This window comes from Curtobacterium sp. PhB170 (assembly GCF_003752345.1).
Lineage (GTDB): Bacteria > Actinomycetota > Actinomycetes > Actinomycetales > Microbacteriaceae > Curtobacterium.
Genome location: NZ_RJUM01000010.1, coordinates 66,838 through 88,708, shown reverse-complemented (window position 1 = coordinate 88,708; position 21,871 = coordinate 66,838). Strand labels below are relative to the sequence as shown.

The window sequence follows — 21,871 nt, the reverse complement described above, 5'->3', positions numbered from 1 at the left end:
CCACGCGCGACGACGACAGTGGAACGCATGAGCCAGTACGACAAGCGCGACCCGAACACCCTCTACCCGGCACCGCCGTACCCGAAGCAGGAGCAGTCGCTGCCCGGTGCCGCGTGGAAGATGGACCCGAAGCCCGACCACGGCGAGGAGAGCTACGTCGGCCGGGAACGCCTCACCGGCTACCGCGGCATCATCACCGGCGCCGACTCCGGCATCGGTCGCGCCGCCGCCATCGCCCTCTCGCGTGAGGGTGCCGACCTGGTGCTGTCCTACCTGCCGGACGAGCAGGAGGACGCCGAAGAGGTCCGCGACCTGCTCGAGTCCGAGGGACGTCGCGCCGTGCTCTTCCCCGGGGACATCTCCGACGAGCAGTACTGCACGGACCTGGTGCAGAAGGGCGTCGACGAGTTCGGCGGTCTCGACACCCTGGTCATGGTCGCCGGCCGCATGGACAGCAACGAGGACATCCTGACCCTCGACACGTCGATGTTCGACTCGACGTTCAAGACCAACATCTACTCGCTGTTCTGGCTGACCAAGGCAGCGGTGCCGCACCTCGAGCCGGGCTCCACCATCGTGACGACCGGTTCGATCCAGGCGTCGACGCCCTCGGCCGACAAGATCGACTACGCCGTGTCGAAGGGCGCGATCAAGCTCTTCACCGAGGCCGTCGCCCAGCAGCTCGCACCCAAGGGCATCCGCGTGAACTCCGTCGCCCCCGGGCCGGTGTGGACGCCGCTGCAGCCGGGCTCCGACGACGCCGAGACGGTGTCGCACTTCGGCGAGACCTCGCCGTTCGGCCGCCCCGGACAGCCCGCTGAGCTCGGTGCCGCGTACGTGCACCTGGTGAGCCCGGAGTCGAGCTACCAGTCCGGGTCCACGATCACGATCGCCGGCGGAACGCCCGCGTTCTGATCGGCGTCGTGACAGACGAAGGAGACCACGTGTCAGGAGTGACGCACACCGTGCTGGTCGAGTGGGACGGAGCGGACCGGTCGTCCGAGGCCGACGCCCTGTCGCGCGAGCACCTGCCGCGGATCGACGGTGTCGAGTCCGTGCAGTCGGGGACGAGCGTGAGCACCGAGGGGCTCGAGGGCGGGTTCCACTGGATGCTCGTGGTGCGGTTCCGCGATCGGGCAGCGCTCGCCGGGTACCTGCCGCACCCGGAGCACCGGCCGGTGGCGGAGTTCATCGGTGGTGCGAGTGCCCGGGTCGTGGTGTTCGACGTCGAGGACGCCGCGTAGCCGGACGAGCTCACTCCACCAACGACTGCGTCCCGAGCACGATCGCCAGCGCCAACCGCTCGGCGTCCACCGACCCCGGCACCGCCGTGTACGCCAGGATCCGCAGGTCCTCCGGCCCGACCACCAGGGTGTCGCAGTCGAGCGTGATGAGCCCGACGTCGGGGTGGTCGATCACCTTGCGACGGGCCGTCTCGCCCAGGGTCGTCGCACCCGAGTCCCACAGCTCGACGAACCGCGGGCTCGCCGCCCGCAGGTCCCGCACGAGCTGCTGCAACTGCCGGTCGAGCGGGTAGCGGGCCGCGGTCATGCGGAGTCCGGCGACCAGGTTCTCCTCGAACGCCGCCTGTTCCGCGGGCGTGTGCACGGCACGGCTCCCCGCGCCGACCAGGTGCCGCCAGGCGGTGTTGCGTTCGTTCCCGCGAATCCCGCCGATCGGTCCCATCAGGGCTTCGTGCGGAGCGTTGGTCACGAGCAGGTTCCCGGCGGCGTCGAGCACCGCGACCGGGGTGTCCGCCAGCCGGTCGAGCAGCCGTTGCACGCTCGGCGGGATCCGCGACGGCACGACGTCCGCGCCCGGGGCCGCGTGCCCGGCGAGCCGGTACAACAGCTCGCGTTCGGCGTCCGAGACCCGGAGGGCACGCGTCAGCGCCTCGACCACCTGGGCGGACGGCGACGTCGCGCGACCCTGTTCCAAGCGCGTCAGGTAATCGGCGGAGATCCCCGCGAGGCCCGCGAGTTCCTCACGCCGCAGTCCCGCCGCGCGACGCCGCGGCCCGACGGCCATGCCGGCGGCCGCGGGGGTGACGTGGTCGCGGAGCCGTCGCAGGGTGTGCCCGAAGTCCGTGTCCGCCATGCCCCCAGTCTGCGCGCACGTCGCGGCCCCGTCCTGGCCCCACCAGTCCTACGACAACCGGGCGACTCCCTGCGACGGACGACCGGCGCGACGCTGGACCCATGACAACGACACTCATCACCGGCGCCACCCGTGGCCTCGGCAAGGAAACCGCCCGCCAGCTCGTCGCAGCCGGCCACACCGTCTGGATCGGCGCTCGCGACGCCGACCAGGGAGCGGCCGTCGCCGCCGAGATCGGCGCACGCTCCGTCCAGCTCGACGTCCGCGACGACGACTCGGTCGCCGCAGCCTTCGCGCACATCGACGCGAACGGCGGCCTGGACGTCCTGGTCAACAACGCCGGCATCGCGATGTGGGGTCTGAACGGGCCGGACGCGCTCGCCGTCTTCGACACGAACGCCGTCGGCATCGTCCGCACGACCGAGGCCGCGTTGCCGATCCTGCGCCGATCGGCCAGCCCCCTCGTCGTCAACGTCGGGAGCGCGCTCGGCTCGTTCACGGCGGTCCACGACCCGGACAGCGCGGCGTCGACCGTGCAGGCCGCGGTCTACGGCGCGAGCAAGTCGGCCGTCTCGATGCTCACGGTGCAGTACGCCCGCATCGCACCCGAGGTGCGCTTCGTCGTCCTCGAGCCCGGCTACACGGCGACCGAGCTCGGCGGGGTGCCGAACCCGCACGGTCGCCCCGTCGAGGTGAGCGCGGCGACCGTCGCAGCCGCCGCGAGCGTGGGCCCGGAGGGCCCGACCGGCGTGTTCCTGGAGGACGGCCAGCCGCTCGGGTGGTGACGTCGTGACGGACGGGAGGCACGGTGCCAGCTGGCACCGTGCCTCCCGTCCGCCGTGCGGTCGCGTCTACAGCAGCTGTCGCGCGTTGGTCGACGCGAGGTCCAGCAGCTCGTCGCCGCGACCGGACAGCACCGTGCGGATGGCGTAGAGCGTGAAGCCCTTCGCCTGCTCGAGCGTGACCGCCGGGGGCATCGACAGCTCCTGCCGGTTCGCGCGGACGGACACGAGCGCGGGGCCGTCGTGCGCGAGCGCGGCGGCCATCGCGTCCTCGAAGTCGTCGGACACGTCGACCTTGAAGCCCTTGATGCCGATCGCCTCGGCGACCGCGGCGAAGTCCGGGTTCTGCAGCTCGGTGCCGTAGTTCACGAACCCGGCGGCCTTCATCTCGAGCTCCACGAAGTTCAGCGACGAGTTGTCGAACACGACGATCTTCACGGGCAGTTTGTTCTGCACGATCGTGATGAGCTCGCCGAGCAGCATCGTCAGCCCGCCGTCACCCGCGAGCGCGATCACCTGGCGGTCCGGGAACGCCGTCTGCGCACCGATCGCCTGCGGGACGGCGTTCGCCATCGTGCCGTGCACGAACGAGCCGATCAGACGACGCTTGCCGTTCATCGTGAGGTAGCGCGATGCCCACACCACGGGGGAGCCGACGTCCGGGATGAACACGGCGTCCTGCGCGGCGATCCGGTCGAGCACCCGGGCGACGTACTGCGGGTGCAGGGGCTTCTTCTTGCCGGCGGGGACGGCCAGGTCGTCGAGCTTCTCGCGGGTCTTCCGGTAGCGCTTCAGCGATTCCTCGAGGTGCTTCGTCGGGTGCGAACCGGTCAGCAGCGGGATGAGCGCGAGGGCGGTGTCCTTGACGGTGCCGACCAGGCCGATGTCGACGGGGTGTCGTCGGCCGAGCTGCGACCCGCGGATGTCGACCTGCACGTGCTTCGCCTTGGCGGGGAAGAACTGCTGGTACGGGAAGTCGGTGCCGAGCATGAGCACGACGTCGGCGTCCTCCATCGCGCGGTACCCGGACGCGAAGCCGAGCAGGCCCGTCATGCCGACGTCGTAGGGGTTGTCCCACTCGATGTGCTCCTTGCCCCGCAGGGCGTGCACGATCGGGGCCTGCAGCCGTTCGGCCAGCGCGATGACCTCGTCGTGGGCCCCAACGACACCGGCGCCGGCCAGGATCGTGACCTTGTCGGCGCCGTTCAGCAGCTCGGCGGTGCGGAGCAGCTCGGCCTCACTCGGCACGATGCGCGGCGTCGTGCGCTCGATGCGGGTGGTGCGGTCGTCCTTCGCCTCGGCGAGCAGGACGTCGCCGGGGATCACGAGCACCGCGACCCCACGCTTCTCGACGGCTTCGCGCATCGCGATCTCGAGCAGGCGGGGCATCTGGGTCGGGTCGGCGACGTACTCGACGTAGACCGAGCACTCGCGGAACAGCTCCTGCGGGTGGGTCTCCTGGAAGTAGCCGGAGCCGATCTCGGCGGTGGGGATGTGCGCGGCGATCGCGAGGACCGGGACGCGCGACCGGTTGGCGTCGAACAGGCCGTTGATGAGGTGCAGGTTGCCGGGACCGCAGCTGCCGGCGCAGACCGCGAGCTCGCCGGTCAGTTCGGCCTCGGCGCTCGCGGCGAACGCAGCGGCCTCCTCGTGGCGGACGTGCTCCCACCGGATCGTGCCGTCCTTGCGCAGGGCGTCGGTGAAGCCGTTGAGGGAGTCCCCCGGCAGGCCGTAGACGCGGGCGACGTCGTTCTTGCGGAGGGTGGCGACGATGTTCTCGGCAACGGTTGGCATGCCTCCTGTCTACTCGCGGGCGGCTGCGCTGAGTGCTTTCAGAGGCTCGCCGGACCCGTGGTCGGAGTCCGGGCTGGGACGATGGTCGGATGACCGATGCGCCGCTGCTCCGCCCCCGCCGACCGGAGTCCGACGGCGCCGGGATCCTCGAGCCGTCGCCCTACCCGCTCGTCTCCGTCGCGATCGCGGTCATCGCCGTGGTCGTCATCACGCTCGTCGGGTTCGCCCTCGGCACGGTCGACCTCGGACTGTCGAAGGCCCTGAACGCCCTGCACACCGGCGCGATCGGGGCGTTCACCACCGCCGTCTACCACGTCATCAGTCCCGGTCCGGCGATCGGGATCACCGTCGTCGTCGTGGCCGTGATCTGGTGGCGCACCCGGAGTCTCCGCACGGCCCTGGCCTTCGGCGGCACGATCGCCATCACGTGGGTGCCGTCCGCGGTCGTGAAGGAGATCGTCCACCGCGCCAGGCCCGACGTCGCCGTGCTGCCGCACCCGTTCCCGGTGCAGCCCGACCCCGGGTACCCGAGCGGGCACACCGTCTACATCACGGCGTTCGTCATCGCGCTGATCTGGCTGCTGCGCGAGACCCGGTGGCACCGACTCGCGCTGACGCTCGGGGTCGTCGCGATCGTGGTGGTGTTCTTCTCGGTGTCGATCGACGCGGTGCACTACCCGACCGACGCGGTGGCCTCGATCCTGTGGGCGCTCGCCGTGGCCCCGGGGGTGCGGGTGGTGTGGGTCGACTGGCTCATGCCGCGGATCCCGTTCCTGCGGGCGCGGTAGTCGACGGGGCTGCCGACTCGGGCCGACGTCCTGGTTGTCGTGCGACGTCGATGATGTCGTTCCGGGTCGGCCCCGACCGGGTCAGGCCAGGCGGGTGCGACCCCGGGCGACGAGCAGCGCCACGACGGCCACCACGGCGGACGCGAGCATCACGATCGCCAGCGGTGCCGCCGTCACCGAGCCGCCGATGCTGACGAGCGGGGACACCAGCGCCGCGAGCCCGAACTGCAGCGCACCGAGCACGGCCGATGCGCTGCCGGCAGCGGCGGGGACCGCACCGAGCGCCAGCGCCGTGGCGTTGCCGAGCACCAGGCCGAGCGAGCCGACCGCAGTGAACAGCGGGACCGCGAGCCAGAACACCGGCGCCGCGAAGACGACGAGCAGCGCGAACGCGACCGTCGAGGCGAACACCAGGGCGATGCCGAGCGACAGCACGCCCGTGACCGAACGCGTCTCGGTGAGCTTGGCGGACACGATGCTCACACCCATCAGGGCCAGCGCGTTCAGCCCGAACGCCAGGCCGTAGCCGACGGTGCCGAGCCCGATCATGTCCTGGTACAGGAACGGCGAGGCCGAGATGTAGGCCATCATCACGGCGAACGCGAAGCCGAACACGGCGATGTAGCCGAGGAAGGTGCGGGAGCGCAGTGCACGGAGCGGCGAACCGGAGCCCTTCCGCTCCTCGCGCAGCACGTCGCGGTGCGCCTTCAGGTGGGTCTCACGGATGACGGCGAGCACCGCGACGAGCATGACCACGGACAGACCGAGGACGATCGACAGCAGGCCGCGCCAGCCGATCGGACCGGTGAGCAGACCACCGAGCAGCGGAGCGACGACGGGGGCGACCCCGCCGACGATCATCATGAGCGAGAACGCGCGGGCTGCGGGCTTGCCGGTCGCCAGGTCGGAGATGACCGCACGGCTGATCACCATGCCGGCCGCACCGCCCAGGCCCTGCAGGAGTCGAGCTGCGATGAGCACGCCGATGTTCGGTGCGAACACGGCGGCGACGCTCGCGAGGACGCACAGTGCCGCGCCGGCGATGAGCGGCGGCACGCGGCCGAACCGGTCGGATAGTGGGCCGAAGACGAGCTGGCCGGCCGTGACGCCGACCAGGAACGCGGTCAGCGTGAGCTGCACGGTGGTGGCGCTCGCACCGAGCTCGGTGGTCATCTGCGGGAACGCCGGCAGGTACAGGTCGGTGGCGAAGGGGGCGACGGCGCTGAGCAGGCCGAGCACCAGCAGCAGCGGCGTCGTGATGCCCTGCTGCCTGGTCGTGGGTGTCGCGGCGTGCGCGCGGATGGTTCCGGTGTCCGTGGTCATTGTTATGAAAGCATAACTCATTGCCGATCCTCGGTACAGTACGGACATGCACTCCGCCGTGTCCGACCACGTCCTCGCCGACCTCGCCGACGTCGTGCTGCGGATCTCGCGGGAGATCGACCCGCACGGTGCCGGGGCGCTCGACATCGTGCCGCTCACCGGGACCGAAGCGCTCGTGATGCGCTGGGTCGACCGCAACCCCGGCACCTCGCCGAGCACGACGGCCGAGGCGACGGCACTCAAGCGCAGCAACCTCAGCGTCGCGCTGCGGTCCCTGGTGGAGAAGGGGATGGTCGAACGTCGGCAGGACCCGGACGATGCGCGGACCGTGCAGCTGCACTCGACCGACGTGGCACGGGAGAGCATCGGACGCCTCCGCGCGCACTGGGCCGGCAAGCTCCGCGACGCGCTCGGCGACGACGACGCCGGGTTGCCCGGGGCGCTCGCGCTGCTCGACCGGATCGACGAGGGGCTCCGCGGGGTCTAGTCCTGCGGGGCGTCGTCCTCGATCGGCAGCAGCCGCCGAGCGCCGTGGCCTTCGTCGCCGAGCGTGTCGCCCGGGTTCACGACCGAGCACGCCCCGAGCGAGACGCAGCCGCACCCGATGCACTGCGTCATCTCCTGCTGCAGCCGCTCGAGTTCCAGCTGGCGGGCCCGGAGTCGCGCACGCCACCGCTCGTTCAGCCGGTTCCAGTCGCGCAGGGACGGCATCCGGTCGGCCGGCAGCGTGCCGAACTGCTCGGCGACCTCGCTGAGCGGGATGCCGAGGCGCTTCGCCACCTGGATGATCGCGATCCGTCGTTCGACGTGCCGCGGGTACATCCGGGTACCGCCGTCGGTGCGCTCGGGGCGGATCAGGCCCTTGCGCTCGTAGAAGTGCAGGGCCGACGCGGCGACGCCGGTGCGTCGGACGATCTCGCCGATCGGGAGCAGGTCGGTCGGACGCGGCGGCTGGATCTCGACCATGGTCGAGATCTTACGGCGGGTCGGACTGGAGGCGCGGGGCGGGCCCGCCACGGGCCTCCAGTCCGTCCGTCGGTCGCGCCTACCGCTGCTGGAACGACTCCCAGAGCAGGAACGCGGTGAACAGGACGAACGGCGTGCACGCCACCACGTTGAGCCAGCGGTGTTCGACGACCACCGCGACGAACTCGCGCAGGAACGCACTCGGCACGTAGTACGGCGCCGTCGGCGAGCCGACCACCTGTGCCGGCAGGCCGAGCCGGCGGGCCAGGGTGGCGGCGCGGAGCACGTGGTAGTCGTTCGTGACCACGACGACCTGACCGTCGCGCCCGGCCTCGGCCTGCACGGCGCGGGAGAACCGCAGGTTCTCGCGGGTGTTGCGGGACTCGGTCTCGGGCCGGACGTCGTCGGGGTCCGCCCCGTTCGCCAGCAGGTACTCCGCCATCGCGGTGCCCTCGGCGCGCGGTTCGTCGTCGCCCTGCCCGCCGGAGGGGATCAGCAGCGGCCGACGCCCGGCGGCCCGTTCGGCGCGGTACACGACGAGTGCGCGGTCGAGGCGGCTGCGGAGCAGGGGCGGCACCTCACCGCGGATCAGCCCGGAACCGAGGACGACGATCGTGTCCGGCACGGTGCCGTGACGCATCCGGCCGTAGACGACGGAGTACACGGCGAACGCGACGAGTGACACGGCGAAGTACCCGCACACGAACACCATCAGCACGGCGACCGCGATCCGGGTGCCGTCCCAGAGCGTGAAGCCCTCGCCGCTGGCGGACACGAACAGCGCGATCGCCACCGCCGGCAGCACGAACACGAGCACCCCGGCGACCAGTGACAGCGTGTTGCCGAGACTGCGTCCCTCGGATCGGAGCATCCGGAACCCGTTCGCGATGAGCGCCACACCGAGGACGGCCACCGCGAGCGGGACGAGCAGCAGCACGGTGCCGACGACCAGGCTGAACCCGGGGACCACGAGCGTCAGTGCGGTCACGGCCGTCGCGAGCGCGAAGAACGCGGCGGCCGTCAGGAACACGCCGTTCCGGAGCATCCGCGGGTCACGGCGCCGTCCCAGGGCGTACAGCAGGACGAAGACCAGCGCGAAGCAGGCCGGCACCCCCACGGCGGTCATCGGTCGGCCGAACAGAGCACGGTCATGCGCTCACGGTACCGGCCTGAGCCCGTCGAAATCTGACTCGGCCGGCTGCTCGCCCTCCGCCCTGATCGCCCCATCTCTGGGGATACGCAAATAATTCTCAGATCGTGATGATGATCGTATGAGTTCTGTCCCTCCTCCGCCGCAGCCGTACGCCCCGGGCCCCGCCGGGCCCCCGCCCCCGTTCAACTCCTTCACGCCGCCCCCGACCGGAACAGCGAAGAACGGTCTGGGCACGACCGCGATGGTGCTGGGGATCGTGGCTGCTTTGATGGCCGTCATCCCAGGTCTGTCCTTCGCAGCGTGGCTTTTCGCAGTTCCCGCGATCATCTTGGGAATCATCGGCCTTCGGAAGCGAGGGCTGCCGCACGGTCGGGCACTCGCCGGCCTCATCGAGGGTGGTGCGGCTCTCGTAGTCGCCATCGCCGTCAGCTCCGCCGCGGCGGGTTCTGTGTCCGAGGGCTTCTCAGACGGGGTGGACAGCGCGCGAGCCACCACCGCGGCCGAGACGACGGCGTCGCCTTCTGCAACATCGAAGCCGACCGCCGCTCCTGCGAAGCCGACCGCTGACGCGGCCAAGCCGACCAAGGAGGCCGCTCCCGCGGCCGACACATCCGAGTACGGAACCGGCCCTGCCGACGAGGTGGCCTTCGTGCAGGCCATCCAAGCGACGGCCGACTCGCTGGGCGGAGACTTGACGGACCTGCAGCGTTCACAAGCGCTGCGGAACCGCGATGCCGCGCTCTGCTCGACCCTCGGCGATGCCACGGCCACTGACTGGTCCGGCAAGATCACCACGATCGGTGCGAATGGCGAAGGCAAGGCCTACGTCACTGTCGAGATTGCTCCAGGTGTCGAGATCAAGACGTGGAACAATGCATTCTCTGACGCTGTCGACAACACGTTGATCGACCCGTCGACCCCATTCTTCAACAACCTCGTCGCCATGAAGGAAGGTCAGAAGGTCACCTTCACCGCGCAGATGGTAGCTGAGGACGGATCCTGCCTGAGCAAGGGCAACCTGACAGAGACGTTCTACGGGATCTCCCCCCAGTTCATCGCACACTTCACCAACGTGGTCGCTCAGTAGATCCTCTGATAGGGAGGGCCCGCGGCTGGTTGCGTGCCCTCCTTCTACTGTGGGTCAGACGTCCGCGCTGCAGGGTCAGGCGACCGCGCGGCGGATCAGGTCGGCGACCGTCGCCTCGTCCGCCTCGGAGAACTCCGGCGTGATCGCCCACGACGTCGGCCAGAACGTCCCGTCGTCGAGCGCGGCAGAGTCCTGGAACCCGAGCGTCGCGTAGCGGGCCTTGAACTTCGCGGCGTCCTGGAAGAAGAACGCCGCCTTGCCGTCCTTGTAGTACGCGGGCATGCCGTACCAGAGCTTCGGCGCGAGGTCGGGCGCGACCTCGAGCGCGATGCGGTGGATGCGTTCCGCGAGTCCGCGATCCGGCTGGGGCATCTCCGCGATCTTCGCCTCGACGGCGGCGGCGTCCGCTGCCGCCTTCTCCGCCTTGGTGCCCTTCGTGCCGCGAGTGCGTTTGACCTCGGCGGCGTGCTCCTGCATCGCCGCGCGTTCCTCGTCGGTGAAGGTGCCCTCGGTCTTCGTCGTCCGTGCCATGGTCGTGCCCTTCCGTGTCGGTGCGACGATCATGCACCCGATCGCGCGTGCTGCGCTCGTCCGATGGTGCCGGTGGCAGGCTCGGTCCATGACCTACATCGCCAGCGACGACCGCTACGACTCGATGACGTACCGCCGCACCGGCCGCTCGGGCCTCGACCTGCCGTTGCTCTCCCTGGGGTACTGGCACAACTTCGGTGACGACGTGCCGTTCGAGACGCAGCGCGCGATCAGCCGTCGCGCCTTCGACCTCGGGATCACGCACCACGACCTCGCGAACAACTACGGCCCGCCGTACGGAGCCGCCGAGGTGAACTTCGGGCGCCTGATGCGTGAGGACTTCCGGCCGTACCGCGACGAGATGGTCGTGTCGACCAAGGCCGGGTGGGACATGTGGCCGGGGCCTTACGGTCAGGGTGGCGGTTCGCGGAAGTACGTGCTGGCCTCGCTCGACCAGTCCCTGCAGCGGACGGGTCTCGACTACGTCGACGTCTTCTACTCGCACCGACTCGACGCCTCGACCCCGCTCGAGGAGACGATGGGCGCGCTGCACACCGCGGTCCAGCAGGGCAAGGCGCTCTACGTCGGCATCTCGTCGTACGACGCGGAACGCAGCCGCCAGGCCGCCGCGATCCTGCGCGACCTCGGCACCCCGCTCCTCATCCACCAGCCGTCGTACTCGATGCTCAACCGCTGGATCGAGACCGAGGGACTGCTCGACGCCGCCGGCGAGCTCGGCTTCGGCGTGATCGGGTTCACCGCGCTTGCGCAGGGCCTGCTCACCGGCAAGTACCTGGACGGGGTGCCCTCGGACTCCCGAGCCGCCGCCGGCAAGTCGCTCGACGCCTCGAGCATCACCCCAGAGGTCGTCGGGCACCTCCGAGCGCTGAACGACGTCGCCGCCGCTCGTGGACAGTCCCTGGCGCAGCTCGCCCTGGCTTGGGCGCTCCGTGACGAGCGGGTGACCTCGCTCGTGATCGGGGCGTCGAAGGTGTCGCAGCTCGAGGACAACGTCGCGGCGCTGGCGAACACCTCGTTCACCGACGAGGAGCTCCGCACCATCGACGAGCACTCGGTCGGCATCACCGACGTCGACCTGTGGGCGGGAGCGCGTGCCGGCGAGGTCTCCTGACCGTGGCCCTACGAGCGGTTCGGTCCGGCGGCCACCGGGGTGCGGCCGCGCAGTCGCTCGCGGCTGAGCGCCGGCAGGGCGAACCCGGTGTCCCGTTCGAGCACGTGGGTGCCCGGCGCGACGATCGCGTCGATCGCGTCGAGCAGCCCGTCGTCGAGGACTATCTCGGACGCCTGCACGTAGGCATCGACGTGCGACACGGTGCGGGGCCCGATCACCACCGAGGACACGTCCGGGTGGGTCAGGGCGAAGGCGACGGCGAGCTCCGACACCGTGAAGCCGGAGTCGTCGGCCAGGCGTCCGAGCCGGTCGGCGACCTCGAGCTTCCGACGGTTCCGCGGGGCGCCGATGTCGTACGCGTCCGGCTGTTCGTCGACGTGCGGTGAACGAGGTTGGACGGTGCCGTTGCGGTAGGTGCCCGCGAGCCAGCCGCCGGCGAGGGGCGCTCCGGCCAGGACCCCGAGGCCGAACCGACGGGCGACGGGGAACACCGTGCGCTCCGCCGTGCGGGTGAGGATCGAGTAGGGCACGTGCGTCGCGGTGGCGCTCTTCGACCCGGACCGGAGCCACTGCGCCTCGACGAGTTCCTCGGCCGGGAACCCGGGGAGGCCGAACGCGCGGATCTTGCCCTGGGCCACCAGGTCGGCGAGGGCGTCGAGCGTCTCGTCGAGCGACGTCGCCGGGTCCGGCAGCGCCGGCTGGTACAGGTCGATGACGTCGGTGCCGAGTCGCCGCAGGCTCCGCTCCACGGCACGGAACATCCACCGCCGCCCGTTGCCGCGGTGCGCCGGATCCTGGTCGACCGGGGCACCGAACCGCACCGACAGGAACACGTCCTCGCGCCGTCCGGCGATCGCTGCGCCCACCGCGGTCTCGGCCAGGCCCGCGCCGTCGGCGTCCGAGACGTCGACCGACGTCACGCCGCGGGTGAGCGCCTCGAGCACGAGGGTCACTCCGGCCGACGGGTCGTGGGCCGCGACGCCGGCGACGGCACGCGTCCCGAGCGTCAGCGAGCTGACGGGCGCCCCCGTGCGCCCCATGCGTCGCTGTTCCATGCGCGCCACGATATGGGCCGTGCGGGCCGCAGGACGGTCCGGTGACGAAGCGTTACCCCTGGCCCTGACCGGAACGGTTGGTACGATGGGCGCAGTTCTGAAACACGCAGTGTGTATCTACCGGCCGCCGGCTCCCCGGCGGACAACGGCGGCACCCGATGGGTCCGCCCCCCACCGAACCGGGCCGGGCCGAGAAGGCACACCCCCATGCTCCACACCAGTCCCACCCCGTCGGCGCCCGCTCCGGAGCGAACGGACCCCGCGGCCGGCGCAGACGCCTCGCTCGTCTCCCTCGCCGGACGCTGGTACTTCCCGGTGGCGTTCATCGCCCGCCTGCCGTTCGCCATGATGGTCGTCGGGGTCCTCACCCTCGTCGTGGCCGCGCGTGACTCCGTCGCCCTCGGTGGCGTCAACTCCGCCTCGGTCGGCATCGGTGCCGCGGTGTTCGGACCGATGGTCGGCGCCGCCGCGGACCGGTTCGGCCAGCGTGCCGTGCTCGTCCCCGTCGGCCTCGTCAACGCGGCGCTGCTCGGCGCGTTCCCCTTCGTCGTCAGCGGCAGCGCGCCGGACCTGGCCGTGCTCGCGATGGCGTTCTGCATCGGGGCGTCCGCTCCCCAGGTCGCGCCGATGTCCCGTACCCGGCTCGTCGCCATCATCGCGCAGCGCATGCGGCCGGCCCGCCGCGAGAAGACCCTCAGCGGCACGATGGCGTACGAGTCCGCCGCCGACGAGACCGTCTTCATCATCGGCCCGTTCCTGGTCGGCATCCTCGCCAGCGCGATCGCCCCCTGGGTCGCCGTGGCCGGTGCCTCGGCCCTGACCTTCGTGTTCGTGACCGCCTTCGCGCTGCACCCCACCGGCAAGCTCGTGCTCGGGCAGCACGAGGAACTGACCCAGGCCCCGGCGCGCCAACTCCTGCGTCCGCGGCTCGTCGTCGTGGTCGTCGGGATCCTCGGCATCGGCCTGTTCTTCGGCTCGACGCTGACGTCGCTGACGGCGTTCATGGAGACCCACGGCGAGGCGTCCCAGGCCGGCCTGCTCTACGGCCTGATGGGCATCGGTTCGGCCGGACTCGCCCTCGGGTCCGCAGCGTTCCCGCGGTCGTTCGGTCTCGGCTGGCGCTGGCTCGTGTTCGGTGTCGTCCTGCTCGGCGGCGCGATCGCGTTCTCGCAGGCCGACTCCGTCGTGGCGGTCGGCATCGTCCTGGCGATCATGGGCGTCGGCATCGGTCCGACCCTCGTCGCGCAGTACAGCCTCGGTTCGGACCGTTCACCGGTCGGCCGGTCCGCGACCACGATGACGATCCTCGGGTCCGCCGTGATCGTCGGGCAGTCGATCGCCTCCGCCATCACGGGCGACCTGGCGGAGCAGCACGGCACGTCCGTCGCAATGGCGCTCCCCGCGGCCTCGGCAGCGGTCGTCGTGCTGGCGGCCGTCGTCAACCTGCTGCTGCGGCGCCGTACCGCCGCCTGAAGCAGATCGCACCGGGCCGATCGCGGTCTCCTCGGCGTCCGAGCCCTGTCGCCGTTCAGAGATGGCCGTCGCTGTTCCGACGAGCACGGCGTCGGACTTCCGGGATCACGAGCTCCGGCACGGCTCGAAGCATGAACTGGTCGAAGTCCGGGACGGTGAATGCTGCGTAGCCGTGTTCGGGGGTGTACAGCAGGCCCATGTCGATCAGCTCCGCTCGAGTCGGCCCGAGTTGCGTGGACTCCCGGTTGAGGACGCGAGCCACATCGGCGGCCTTGTGCGCATCCGGCCCGAGTTCTGCCATCGCACGGAGGTAGGCCGTCTGCAGTCCTGTCGCGCGGTCGAGGCGCACTCGGAAGAACGACCGGTCCAGTTTGGTGAGGTACCCCTCGCGAGCTGCGTCGATGTCGTCGGCGGTGATCTCCGGACCAGCGGCGATCTCCCAGGCCTGGTACCCGAGCTCCTGGAGGAAGTAGGGGTACCCCTTGGTGATCTCCAGTGCGAGGTCGACGGCGTCGGAAGCGAACGAGGCCTCCTCCAGCTCGGCCGGGCGGATGAGCGCCTCCCTGGCGTCGTCGTCCCCGAGCGAGTCGATCTCCGGGAACCTGAAGAGCCGCTCGGCGTAGGACTTCGCGTCGCCAGCGAGCTCGGCGATCTGGGGGAGCCCGGCGCCGACGAAGGTGATCGGGAGCTTGCGCTGGACTGTCTTGTGCAGGGCCTGGATCATGGCTTCGAGCTGCGCTGACCGCAGGAACTGTACTTCGTCCACGAGGATCGCGACGCCCCGACCGTGTTCCTGCGCAGCCTGTCCGAGCGCGACGAGGACGTCCGTCAGGTCCAGGGCGAGGTCGCCGTGATCAGCCAACCCCTCCGCCGGCTCGACATCCCAGGTCATCGACCAGGTACCGGTGTGGTCCACGGACATGCCGAAGGCGGTCAGGACTTCGGCCGCCCGTCGCGCGCGATCCGTCCATCGCTTGCGTGGAGAGATCTGGAGCAGTGCCGACCGGAGGAGCGAGGCCATCGTCTGCCGGAACTGTCCATCGTCGTGCTTGCTCGCCTCGAGCTCGACGACCTCCCAGTTCGCCGTTCGCGCCAGCTCCGCGAACTCGTTGAGCAGTACCGTCTTCCCGACGCCTCGGAGCCCGGTCATGATCAGCGACTGGTCTGTACGCCCGCGGGCGAGCCGCTGGAGGAGCACTTCGAAAGCGCGGGTGTGCTCGAAGCGTCCCGCAACGATCTCGGGAGTCGCTCCAGCGTTCGGCGTGTACGGATTCCTCACGCTGTCCATGCGCCAGACCTTAGCGGATTTACCTCGTTTTAGTCATCGCAGATAAAATGGGATAACACTCGAAAGATCAGGACTCGGTGTCGTCGACCAGCAGGTCCTCGTGCCGGTAGTCGTCCGCCCGCAGCCCGGCGCGGGCGATCATGTGCGTCGAGACGGGCACCAGGAACAGCTGGAACACCATGATGGGCAGGACGACCCAGAACGCCGTCCAGGTCCCCACCGCGACGACGATCGCGGCCAGCCCGAACGCCAGCCCGAGCACCTGCGGCTTCGCCATGGCGTGCAGGCGGACGAGCGGGTCCGGGAACCGCACGATGCCGACCCCGGCGCCGAGGGACAGCAGCGAGCCGATGAGCAGCAGGGCGAGCGCGATCCACGCCCGCACGCCGGCGCCGTCGAGGAACGCCTGGATCATCTCGGTCACGACTGCTCCTCTGCTTCGGCGGCGTGCTCGGGGGTGGTGACGCTCAGGCCCTCGTCCGACGGGTCCGACGATGGCGTGACCGCTCGGGCCACGGCGACGGTGGCGAACACGCTCGTCGCCGCGATCACCACGAGTACGGGGATCCCGGTCAGGTCGCGCCGGACCACCATCGACGCCGCGATCACCACGAGCACGGTCGTCAGGACCATGTCCGATCCGATCATGCGGTCGAGGATCGTCGGGCCGCGCACGATCCGGAACACCGCGAGCGCGAGGGTGGCACCGAGCAGGGCCAGGACCAGGGCGATGCCGATCCCCATGACGACGACGGCGGCGCTCATCGGGTGACCTCCGGCAGCGGTTCGGACAGTTCGGAGACGTCCTGCTTCGACCCCAAGGCACGGATCACCATGGCCTCGATGCCGAGGGCCTCGCGACGAGCGGCCTCGACCTGCTCGACCCGCTCGGTGTCGAGCACGTGCAGCAGCAGGCGCCGGCGCCGCAGGTCGACGTCGGCGACGTACGAGCCGGGCACCAGCGAGATCGCGAGGGTCGCCAGCGTGAAGGTCATCTCGGCAGTGGAGTGCAGCTGCACGAGCGTGATGGAGCTGCGGCGGACACCCCGCGGGCGGAACGCGACCCAGGCGACCCGGAACGACGCCGTGATGACGAGTCCGGACCACACCACGAGGAACCGGACGGCGTGCACGATCGAGAACCGGGCCGACAACGGGACCGGCGGGAGCGGCAGCGCCTGGGTTACCAGGAGCGCCACCACGATGCCGCAGAGCAGGGTCAATGGCGTCCACGAGCCCCAGAGCAGGGCCCACAGGACGGTCAGCCCGGCGACGAGCGGGACGTCGTACCGCCACGCCACCGCGATGCGGCGGGCGTTCGCGACGTGTCGGGTGTCGGTGTTCACCGGTCACCCCCGAGGACGGCCTGCACGTACCGGTCCGGCGACTCGAGCGACTCCGCTGCGCGGCTCGCGTACCCGTAGAGCGGGCCGGCGACCACCGTGAGGGCGACGGATCCGAGGACCGCGACCGTCGTCACGCCGACGAGCATGCGCGGCAGTCGGACCTTGGTCGGCGCTTCGCCGACCGTCTCGGTCGACCCGGTGGTCGGACGGGAGGCACTGCTCGCGTGGGGTGCGTCGGTGACCGTCACCGAGCCTCCTGGGTGGAAGGCCTCACCCGTCTCCTCGGAGACGGTCAAGGGGGCGGGTTCCGGCGACCGCAGGGCTGCGTGCGGTTCGGCGGTCGTCGCGTGCGGCGCCGCGGCCTCGGCCGCGGGCTTCGGCCGCCAGAAGGCGGCGTCCCACACGCGCATCAGCGCGTACAGCGTGAGGAGCGACGTGACCACGCCGGCGGCGATCGTGACGTACGCCAGCGGGGAGCCGTCCTCGGCGGCGGCGCGGAACAGCCCGAGCTTGCCGATGAAGCCGGAGAACGGCGGGATGCCGCCCAGGTTGAACGCCGGGATCAGGTACAGCGCGGCCAACAGCGGCGCGGCCTTCAACAACCCGCCGAGCGACCGGGTCGACGTGGTCCCCCCGACGCGTTCCATCAGGCCGGACACCAGGAACAACGTGGTCTGCACGACGATGTGGTGCACCGTGTAGAACACCGCGGCCGCCGTCCCCGCGACCGTCCCGAGTCCGACACCCATCACCATGAAGCCGATGTGGCTGATGAGCGTGAAGGACAGCAGGCGCTTGACGTCGGTCTGGGACACCGCACCGAGCACCCCGACGACCATCGTCAACACCGCCACCACGAGCAGCACGTTGTTCAACTGCGGCCCGGGGAAGATCACCGTCTCGAGGCGGATGATCGCGTAGATGCCGACCTTCGTCAGCAGACCGGCGAAGACGGCCGTGACCGGGGCCGGGGCCGTCGGGTACGAGTCCGGCAGCCAGAACGCCAGCGGGAAGACCGCCGCCTTGATGCCGAAGCCGATGAGCAGCATCGTGTGCAGGAGCAGCTGCACGTGCTCGGGCAGATCGGCGACGCGCTCGCTGATCTGGGCGATGTTGACCGTGCCGGTCGCGCCGTACACCAGGCCGATCGCGGCGAGGAAGATCGCCGACGCGATCAGGCTCGTGACGATGTACGTGGTGCCGGCCCGGACACGCTGCTCGCTGCCACCCAGGGTGATGAGCACGTAGCTCGCCACGAGCAGCATCTCGAACGCGACGTACAGGTTGAACAGGTCGCCGGCGATGAACGAGTCGAGCACGCCCGCGGCCAGGACGAGGTAGGTCGGGTAGAAGATCGTGACCGGGGCCTCGCCGTCGTCGGCTGCGAGCCCCTGACCGATCGAGAACAGCAGGACGATGAGCAGCACGCTGGCGCTCACCGTGAGGAGCAGGGCGCTGAGGCGGTCGACCACCAGTGAGATGCCGTACGGGGCGTCCCACCCGCCGACCTGCACGACGATGGTGCCGTGGTGGTCGACGAGCACCATGAGGGTCGCGGCGACGGCGAGTGCGACGACGAGCACCACGACGGTGATCGCTCGCTGGAGCTTCTGGTGCCGCAGGAGGCCGAGTGCGACGGCTGCGCCGAGCAGCGGGACGAGGACGAGGAGCGGGACGAGCCAGGTCATCGGTTCACTCCGTCCTGGTGCGGTCGGTGTTCGTGCGGATCGTCGGCGTCCTCGGGGGACTTCGGGTCGAAGTCGGCTTCCGGGTCGTCGTCGGGGTCGTCGCGTGTGCGGCCGATGGCGACGTCGGCTTCGTCGACCTCGACCTCGTCGGCACGGGACAGCTGCCACGAGCGGTGGATGAGGGCGAGCAGGAACGCGCTGACGGCGAAGGTGATGACGATCGCGGTCAGGGCGAAGGCCTGGGGGAGCGGGTCGGTGATGCCCTCGGAGGACTTGCCGATCGGCGGGTTGCCGGCGGCGCCCGACATCACCAGCAGGAGCAGGTTCAGGGCGTTGCCGAGCAGCAGGAAGCCGAGCAGCATCCGGGTCAGGGACCGTTCGAGCAGCAGGTAGACGCCGCAGGAGAACAGCACGGCCATCGCGATCACGAGGACGAGGGTGACGGTCATGTGGCGCTCCCTTCCGGGGTGGGGGCCTCGAGGGTGTCGCGAACGGACCCCTCGGTGGTGTCGCGGGTGGGCGCCCCGGCGTCTTCGAGGCGTTGCCGGTCCACCTCGGCGCCGAGGCTGCGGAGGACGTCGAGCACCAGGCCGACGACGACCAGGTACACGCCGATGTCGAAGAACGTCGCGGTGACGAACTCGACGTGGCCGAGGATCGGGACGGTCGCCTCGAAGAACTCGGAGTACAGGGCTTCGCGACCGAAGAACAGCGGCACGATCGCGGTGATCGCTGCCGTCGCGACACCGAGTCCGAGCAGTCGACCGGCACGGACCGGGGCGGCGGCGCCGAGTTCGGCCGGGCCACCCGCCAGGTAGCGGGCCGCCAGCGCGATGCCGGCGACGAGGCCACCGGCGAAGCCGCCGCCGGCCGCGTTGTGCCCGGCGAACAGCAGGTACACCGACAGGACGATGAGCCCGTGGAACAGCAGTCGGACCACGACGTCGAGGAGTGCCGAGCGGCCGGTCGGGATGGCGGCGCTCGTCGGCAGCCAGGCGCGCGGCTCGCCGTCGGTGCGCTGGCCGTCCGCCGTCAGCTTCTCCGGCAGGTCACGGAGCCGGGGCAGCGTGTCCTCGCGGGAGTTCACGAAGATGAGGCTCGCGACGCCCGTGGCTGCGGCGACGACGACGGTGAGCTCACCGAGGGTGTCCCAGCCGCGCAGGTCGACGAGGGCGACGTTGACGACGTTCAGGCCGTGCCCGAACGAGCTCGTGAGCGCCGGCAGGTCCGGCCAGATCGGGTCGGCGGTGCGCGCCGAGGCGGCGACGATGACGACGATCGCCAGCGTGAGTCCGGCGAGCCCCGCGAAGAGCGCACGGACGATGCGGAACCGGCTCGGGTTCGTCGTCGCGATGCGCGGGGGGAGCCGCCGGAGCACCAGGACGAACGCGATGAGGGTGACGGTCTCGACCACGAGCTGCGTGAGGGCGAGGTCGACCGCGCCGTGCAGGACGAACAGGACGGACATGCCGTAGCCGGTCACGCCCACCAGGACGGCGGCGGCGAACCGGGTCTTCGCGGTGAGGACGGCGATCGCGCCGACGGACATCACGATGACGACCGGGATCTGCCCCCACGAGTCGGAGAACCGGACGTGGAACTCCCACGGCCCGCCGAGCACGAGGTTCGCGAGCGCACCCGCGACGAACACCGACAGGATCACCGTCAGGTAGTAGGGGAGCGAACCCCGCTGCACACCGGCGGTCAGGCCCGTCGCGAACCGGTCGAGGCCGCGCATGAGGTGCCGGTAGGTGCCCGAGGCACTCGGGAACCCGGCGAGCTGGTGCTGCAGTGCCTCGACCGGACGTCGGAGGGCGAACAGCGCGAGACCGCCGACCAGCGTGACGGCCGAGATGCCGAGCGCCGGTTCGAGGCCGTGCCAGAGCGCGAGGTGGGGAACTTCCTCGCCGGGGAGCGCGGCCACCGTCGCGGCGGGCTCGATGCCGTGCGCGACGACCGGGGTCAGCAGGCCGAGGGCGAGACCGGTCAGCGCCAGGATCGACGGCACCACACCCAGACCGTGCAGGGCGTGCGGTTCCGTCTGGGCGACGTCGGGCTTGCGGGCGAACGCTCCCCAGAAGAAGCGGAGCGAGTACGCCACGGTGAGCACCGAGCCGAGCGTCACACCGACGAGGGCGAACCAGGCCCAGCCGGCGTCGGGACCGTGCAGCGACTCGGTGAACCCGGTCAGCACGGCTTCCTTCGCGACGAAGCCGATCGTCGGCGGGATGCCGGCCATGGACACGAGCGCGAGGGCGGCCACGACGGCCAGCCACGGTGCCTTCCGGCCCAGGCCGCTCAGGCGCCCGAGGTCGCGGGTGCCGGTGGTGTGGTCGATCGCACCGACCACCAGGAAGAGCGTGGACTTGAACGCGGCGTGCGCCACGAGCAGGGCGACCCCGCCGAGCGCCACCGCGGGCGCGCCCCACCCGGCGGCGAGCACGAGGAACCCGAGCTGCGCGACGGTGCCGTAGGCGAGCAGGAGCTTGAGGTCGGTCTGGCGGAGCGCTCGGTAGCCACCGATGAGCATGCCGAGGACACCGAGCACGGTGATCGTCTCGCGCCAGCCGTCGAGCAGTGCGAACGCCGGGGCGAGCCGGGCCACGAGGTAGATGCCGGCCTTCACCATCGCTGCGGCGTGCAGGTACGCGCTGACCGGGGTCGGAGCGGCCATCGCCGCCGGCAACCAGAAGTGGAACGGCACGATCGCCGACTTCGTCAGTGCGCCGAGCAGGACGAGGACCACCGAGACGGTGACGATCGGTCCGGTCGGCGGTGCAGCGATGATGCCGGAGAGCGAGGTCGTGCCCGCCGCGACCGACAGCATGACCAGACCGGCGAGCATCGCCAGACCACCGGCGGTGGTGACGACGAGGGCCTGCATCGCGGCCGCACGGCTCGCACGCTTGTCGGCGTCGTGCCCGATGAGCAGGTACGAGAAGACCGTGGTGGCTTCCCACAGGACGAAGAGCACGATGACGTCGTCGGCGAGGACGAGGCCGAACATCGACCCGGCGAACGCGGTCAGCACGCCCGCGAACCGGCCGATCCCCGGTTCGTCGCGGCCGAAGTACGAGGCGCAGTAGACGAGCACGAGGGCCCCGACGATCGACACGACGAGCGCGAGGACCCACGACAGGGCGTCCATCCGCAGCGTGATCTCGAGGTCGAGCTGCGGGACCCACCGGTGCCGTTCGACGACGCTGCCGTGCAGGGCCGCGTCCGTCTGCAGCACCGTCAGCACGGCGGCGGCTGCGGGCGCGAGGGCGGCCACGTAGAACACGCGGCGGCCGAGGACGGGGGTCAGGGCGGGGACGATCAGGGCGACGATCGCGAACGCGACGAGGACGAGGACCATCGGGCACCTC

The 21,871-nt window shown here is 70.7% G+C and carries 22 protein-coding genes; 8 read left to right on the top strand and 14 right to left on the bottom strand.

Annotated elements, in window-relative coordinates; translation table 11 throughout:
• The first annotated feature begins 27 nt into the window (after nucleotides 1–27).
• Nucleotides 28–915 carry an SDR family oxidoreductase gene (locus EDF40_RS08180; protein WP_123339150.1) on the top strand — a complete coding sequence of 296 codons (888 nt, stop codon included), beginning with the start codon at nucleotides 28–30 and terminating at the stop codon, nucleotides 913–915.
• Between the two features lie 29 nt (nucleotides 916–944).
• A complete protein-coding gene (locus tag EDF40_RS08175) occupies nucleotides 945–1,244 on the top strand; it encodes a Dabb family protein (RefSeq protein ID WP_185002904.1) in 300 nt (99 codons plus the stop codon).
• Nucleotides 1,245–1,254: 10 nt separating this feature from the next.
• Here EDF40_RS08175 and EDF40_RS08170 read toward each other — a convergent pair whose 3' ends face one another.
• Nucleotides 1,255–2,097, bottom strand: coding sequence for a helix-turn-helix transcriptional regulator (locus EDF40_RS08170; RefSeq protein ID WP_123339148.1), 843 nt, complete (start codon nucleotides 2,095–2,097; stop codon nucleotides 1,255–1,257).
• Nucleotides 2,098–2,198: 101 nt separating this feature from the next.
• Between EDF40_RS08170 and EDF40_RS08165 the strand changes: the two genes are divergently transcribed.
• Entirely contained in the window at nucleotides 2,199–2,882 is a 684-nt protein-coding gene (locus EDF40_RS08165; RefSeq protein WP_123339147.1) for an SDR family NAD(P)-dependent oxidoreductase, read from the top strand.
• A gap of 66 nt (nucleotides 2,883–2,948) precedes the next feature.
• Here the strand turns inward: EDF40_RS08165 and poxB are convergent, their stop codons facing one another.
• The gene (gene poxB / locus EDF40_RS08160; protein WP_123339146.1) at nucleotides 2,949–4,673 is read right to left on the bottom strand and encodes a ubiquinone-dependent pyruvate dehydrogenase; all 1,725 of its coding nucleotides are present in this window, start codon (nucleotides 4,671–4,673) and stop codon (nucleotides 2,949–2,951) included.
• Between the two features lie 89 nt (nucleotides 4,674–4,762).
• On the opposite strand from poxB, the gene EDF40_RS08155 reads away from it, so the two are divergent.
• Nucleotides 4,763–5,461 (top strand): phosphatase PAP2 family protein, encoded by a 699-nt coding sequence (locus EDF40_RS08155; RefSeq protein WP_123339145.1) that lies wholly within the window; start codon nucleotides 4,763–4,765, stop codon nucleotides 5,459–5,461.
• Between the two features lie 81 nt (nucleotides 5,462–5,542).
• On the opposite strand, the gene EDF40_RS08150 is transcribed toward EDF40_RS08155, so the two are convergent.
• Nucleotides 5,543–6,784, bottom strand: a complete 1,242-nt coding sequence (locus tag EDF40_RS08150; RefSeq protein WP_123339144.1) for a multidrug effflux MFS transporter — start codon at nucleotides 6,782–6,784, stop codon at nucleotides 5,543–5,545.
• A 46-nt stretch (nucleotides 6,785–6,830) separates the two neighbouring features.
• Between EDF40_RS08150 and EDF40_RS08145 the strand changes: the two genes are divergently transcribed.
• Nucleotides 6,831–7,271, top strand: coding sequence for a MarR family winged helix-turn-helix transcriptional regulator (locus EDF40_RS08145; protein WP_260212612.1), 441 nt, complete (start codon nucleotides 6,831–6,833; stop codon nucleotides 7,269–7,271).
• Here the strand turns inward: EDF40_RS08145 and soxR are convergent.
• Complete coding sequence (gene soxR, locus EDF40_RS08140; RefSeq protein WP_111085894.1) at nucleotides 7,268–7,750, bottom strand: redox-sensitive transcriptional activator SoxR; 483 nt, start codon at nucleotides 7,748–7,750, stop codon at nucleotides 7,268–7,270. The genes EDF40_RS08145 and soxR overlap by 4 nt on opposite strands.
• A 79-nt stretch (nucleotides 7,751–7,829) precedes the next feature.
• On the bottom strand, nucleotides 7,830–8,876 hold the full coding sequence (locus tag EDF40_RS08135) for a YdcF family protein (RefSeq protein WP_123339143.1): 1,047 nt from the start codon (nucleotides 8,874–8,876) through the stop codon (nucleotides 7,830–7,832).
• Nucleotides 8,877–9,144: 268 nt separating this feature from the next.
• Between EDF40_RS08135 and EDF40_RS08130 the strand changes: the two genes are divergently transcribed.
• Nucleotides 9,145–9,990: a DUF4190 domain-containing protein gene (locus tag EDF40_RS08130; protein WP_123339142.1), complete on the top strand. Its 846-nt coding sequence runs from the start codon at nucleotides 9,145–9,147 to the stop codon at nucleotides 9,988–9,990.
• A 75-nt stretch (nucleotides 9,991–10,065) separates the two neighbouring features.
• Here the strand turns inward: EDF40_RS08130 and EDF40_RS08125 are convergent, their stop codons facing one another.
• On the bottom strand, nucleotides 10,066–10,521 hold the full coding sequence (locus tag EDF40_RS08125; RefSeq protein WP_123339141.1) for an iron chaperone: 456 nt from the start codon (nucleotides 10,519–10,521) through the stop codon (nucleotides 10,066–10,068).
• A gap of 88 nt (nucleotides 10,522–10,609) precedes the next feature.
• Here EDF40_RS08125 and mgrA point away from each other — a divergent pair, with 88 nt between their 5' ends.
• Entirely contained in the window at nucleotides 10,610–11,653 is a 1,044-nt protein-coding gene (mgrA, locus tag EDF40_RS08120; RefSeq protein ID WP_123294639.1) for an L-glyceraldehyde 3-phosphate reductase, read from the top strand.
• Between the two features lie 8 nt (nucleotides 11,654–11,661).
• On the opposite strand, the gene EDF40_RS08115 is transcribed toward mgrA, so the two are convergent.
• The gene (locus tag EDF40_RS08115) at nucleotides 11,662–12,708 is read right to left on the bottom strand and encodes an aldo/keto reductase (RefSeq protein WP_123339140.1); all 1,047 of its coding nucleotides are present in this window, start codon (nucleotides 12,706–12,708) and stop codon (nucleotides 11,662–11,664) included.
• A 207-nt stretch (nucleotides 12,709–12,915) separates the two neighbouring features.
• On the opposite strand from EDF40_RS08115, the gene EDF40_RS08110 reads away from it, so the two are divergent.
• On the top strand, nucleotides 12,916–14,181 hold the full coding sequence (locus EDF40_RS08110; protein WP_123339139.1) for an MFS transporter: 1,266 nt from the start codon (nucleotides 12,916–12,918) through the stop codon (nucleotides 14,179–14,181).
• Between the two features lie 55 nt (nucleotides 14,182–14,236).
• Here the strand turns inward: EDF40_RS08110 and EDF40_RS08105 are convergent, their stop codons facing one another.
• The 7 genes from EDF40_RS08105 to EDF40_RS08075 all read right to left on the bottom strand — a co-directional run bounded on the left by EDF40_RS08105 (nucleotide 14,237) and on the right by EDF40_RS08075 (nucleotide 21,861).
• Nucleotides 14,237–15,469, bottom strand: a complete 1,233-nt coding sequence (locus tag EDF40_RS08105; protein ID WP_123339138.1) for an ATP-binding protein — start codon at nucleotides 15,467–15,469, stop codon at nucleotides 14,237–14,239.
• Between the two features lie 67 nt (nucleotides 15,470–15,536).
• A complete protein-coding gene (locus tag EDF40_RS08100; protein ID WP_243648940.1) occupies nucleotides 15,537–15,884 on the bottom strand; it encodes a monovalent cation/H(+) antiporter subunit G in 348 nt (115 codons plus the stop codon).
• A 5-nt stretch (nucleotides 15,885–15,889) separates the two neighbouring features.
• Nucleotides 15,890–16,234, bottom strand: coding sequence for a sodium:proton antiporter (locus EDF40_RS08095; RefSeq protein WP_123294605.1), 345 nt, complete (start codon nucleotides 16,232–16,234; stop codon nucleotides 15,890–15,892).
• Nucleotides 16,231–16,815: a Na+/H+ antiporter subunit E gene (locus EDF40_RS08090; protein WP_123294606.1), complete on the bottom strand. Its 585-nt coding sequence runs from the start codon at nucleotides 16,813–16,815 to the stop codon at nucleotides 16,231–16,233. Before EDF40_RS08090 ends, EDF40_RS08095 begins: the two co-directional genes overlap by 4 nt.
• On the bottom strand, nucleotides 16,812–18,503 hold the full coding sequence (locus tag EDF40_RS08085; RefSeq protein ID WP_123339137.1) for a Na+/H+ antiporter subunit D: 1,692 nt from the start codon (nucleotides 18,501–18,503) through the stop codon (nucleotides 16,812–16,814). The genes EDF40_RS08090 and EDF40_RS08085 overlap by 4 nt, the downstream gene beginning before the upstream one ends.
• Nucleotides 18,500–18,952, bottom strand: coding sequence for a Na(+)/H(+) antiporter subunit C (locus tag EDF40_RS08080; RefSeq protein WP_123339136.1), 453 nt, complete (start codon nucleotides 18,950–18,952; stop codon nucleotides 18,500–18,502). Before EDF40_RS08080 ends, EDF40_RS08085 begins: the two co-directional genes overlap by 4 nt.
• Entirely contained in the window at nucleotides 18,949–21,861 is a 2,913-nt protein-coding gene (locus tag EDF40_RS08075; protein WP_123339135.1) for a Na+/H+ antiporter subunit A, read from the bottom strand. The genes EDF40_RS08080 and EDF40_RS08075 overlap by 4 nt, the downstream gene beginning before the upstream one ends.
• Nucleotides 21,862–21,871 lie beyond the last annotated feature (10 nt).

What these genes read in the sequence shown, in the direction of transcription:
- soxR (WP_111085894.1), bottom strand. Translation starts at nt 7,750, where the DNA reads ATGGTCGAGATCCAGCCGCCGCGTCCGACCGACCTGCTCCCGATCGGC.
- EDF40_RS08105 (WP_123339138.1), bottom strand. Translation starts at nt 15,469, where the DNA reads ATGGACAGCGTGAGGAATCCGTACACGCCGAACGCTGGAGCGACTCCC.
- EDF40_RS08170 (WP_123339148.1), bottom strand. Translation starts at nt 2,097, where the DNA reads ATGGCGGACACGGACTTCGGGCACACCCTGCGACGGCTCCGCGACCAC.
- EDF40_RS08080 (WP_123339136.1), bottom strand. Translation starts at nt 18,952, where the DNA reads ATGACCGTCACCCTCGTCCTCGTGATCGCGATGGCCGTGCTGTTCTCC.
- EDF40_RS08165 (WP_123339147.1), top strand. Translation starts at nt 2,199, where the DNA reads ATGACAACGACACTCATCACCGGCGCCACCCGTGGCCTCGGCAAGGAA.
- EDF40_RS08100 (WP_243648940.1), bottom strand. Translation starts at nt 15,884, where the DNA reads ATGATCCAGGCGTTCCTCGACGGCGCCGGCGTGCGGGCGTGGATCGCG.
- EDF40_RS08180 (WP_123339150.1), top strand. Translation starts at nt 28, where the DNA reads ATGAGCCAGTACGACAAGCGCGACCCGAACACCCTCTACCCGGCACCG.
- EDF40_RS08130 (WP_123339142.1), top strand. Translation starts at nt 9,145, where the DNA reads ATGGTGCTGGGGATCGTGGCTGCTTTGATGGCCGTCATCCCAGGTCTG.
- EDF40_RS08145 (WP_260212612.1), top strand. Translation starts at nt 6,831, where the DNA reads ATGCACTCCGCCGTGTCCGACCACGTCCTCGCCGACCTCGCCGACGTC.
- EDF40_RS08110 (WP_123339139.1), top strand. Translation starts at nt 12,916, where the DNA reads ATGCTCCACACCAGTCCCACCCCGTCGGCGCCCGCTCCGGAGCGAACG.
- EDF40_RS08115 (WP_123339140.1), bottom strand. Translation starts at nt 12,708, where the DNA reads ATGGAACAGCGACGCATGGGGCGCACGGGGGCGCCCGTCAGCTCGCTG.
- EDF40_RS08095 (WP_123294605.1), bottom strand. Translation starts at nt 16,234, where the DNA reads ATGAGCGCCGCCGTCGTCGTCATGGGGATCGGCATCGCCCTGGTCCTG.
- mgrA (WP_123294639.1), top strand. Translation starts at nt 10,610, where the DNA reads ATGACCTACATCGCCAGCGACGACCGCTACGACTCGATGACGTACCGC.
- EDF40_RS08075 (WP_123339135.1), bottom strand. Translation starts at nt 21,861, where the DNA reads ATGGTCCTCGTCCTCGTCGCGTTCGCGATCGTCGCCCTGATCGTCCCC.
- EDF40_RS08150 (WP_123339144.1), bottom strand. Translation starts at nt 6,784, where the DNA reads ATGACCACGGACACCGGAACCATCCGCGCGCACGCCGCGACACCCACG.
- EDF40_RS08155 (WP_123339145.1), top strand. Translation starts at nt 4,763, where the DNA reads ATGACCGATGCGCCGCTGCTCCGCCCCCGCCGACCGGAGTCCGACGGC.
- poxB (WP_123339146.1), bottom strand. Translation starts at nt 4,673, where the DNA reads ATGCCAACCGTTGCCGAGAACATCGTCGCCACCCTCCGCAAGAACGAC.
- EDF40_RS08135 (WP_123339143.1), bottom strand. Translation starts at nt 8,876, where the DNA reads ATGACCGCCGTGGGGGTGCCGGCCTGCTTCGCGCTGGTCTTCGTCCTG.
- EDF40_RS08125 (WP_123339141.1), bottom strand. Translation starts at nt 10,521, where the DNA reads ATGGCACGGACGACGAAGACCGAGGGCACCTTCACCGACGAGGAACGC.
- EDF40_RS08085 (WP_123339137.1), bottom strand. Translation starts at nt 18,503, where the DNA reads ATGACCTGGCTCGTCCCGCTCCTCGTCCTCGTCCCGCTGCTCGGCGCA.